At 64.0% G+C, this 1,061-nt stretch carries 1 protein-coding gene; it reads left to right on the top strand.

Annotation, left to right across the window (positions count from 1 at the left end):
• Nucleotides 1-1,061 (top strand): DUF1522 domain-containing protein (locus IVA80_RS15180; RefSeq protein ID WP_247431211.1); only part of this gene is annotated, 1,061 nt, incomplete at both ends.

Raw genomic sequence — 1,061 nt, 5'->3', positions numbered from 1 at the left:
CTGCTCGATGGCATCGCCAACGGCGTGCAGGTGCTCCAGGCCGCCAACACCGGCATCACCTCGCTGCAGAAGCTGCTCGACAGCGCCAAGTCGATCGCCAACCAGGCGTTGCAGACCACGGTCGGCTACTCGACGAAGTCGAACGTCTCGACCACGATCGCGGGTGCGACGGCTTCCGATCTGCGCGGCACCACGACCTATTCCAGCACGACCGCTCTCTCGAACGTGGTGTTCGACGGTAGCACGGGCGGAACTACCGTTGCATCCGGAACAACCACGCTCGGCGGTGGGTCAGCTTCGCTGGTCGGATCCGCGGCACCGGACGGCGCGGGCGTTGCGGCTAAATTGGCTGCGGGCCTTACGCTCGCCGGCACCCCCTCAGCGACAACCATTGCGGCCAAGGGCGCACCTTCGGATGGCGAAACGCTGACCGTCGATGGACACACGATCACCTTCAAGACGGCCGACGTTCCGGCCGCTGCGCCCACAGGTTCGAGCAAGGTTAATAACCTCGTCACGGATGGCAGCGGAAATTCCACCGTCTACCTGGGTGCCACCGCTCCGACCGGCACGGTGCAGGATCTGGCTAACGCGATCGATCTCGCAACCGGTGCTGGGAAGCTCAACGCTGCTGGTACGGCCGTCGTCGCCGGCTCGGGCACTTTGGCTTCCATTTCCGCAGGTGGTGTTCTTACCCTCACGACTGGTACCGGTGCTGATCTCAGCATCACTGGCCGTGCCGACCTTCTGAAGTCCCTTGGCCTGACCGGGGCGGCGGGCAACGGTACCGTCAATGTAACACAGGCGCGCTCAACCGCCGCGGGCACACTCGGCACTTTGATCCAGGACGGCTCGACGCTGAACGTGGACGGGAAAACGATCACGTTCAAGAATGCCGTGACGCCCACCACCGTGACCACGGGTTCCACCCTGGTCGGCAATCTGGTCACCGATGGCAACGGCAATTCGACGGTTTACCTGCAGTCCGGCGCGGTCAGTGACATTCTGAACGCCATCGATCTCGCGACCGGGGTGCAGACCGTCAAGACTGCCGGTGCCTC

This window comes from Bradyrhizobium sp. 139 (assembly GCF_023074175.1).
Classification (GTDB): Bacteria; Pseudomonadota; Alphaproteobacteria; order Rhizobiales; family Xanthobacteraceae; genus Bradyrhizobium.
This window is presented reverse-complemented; position numbering and strand designations above follow the sequence as displayed.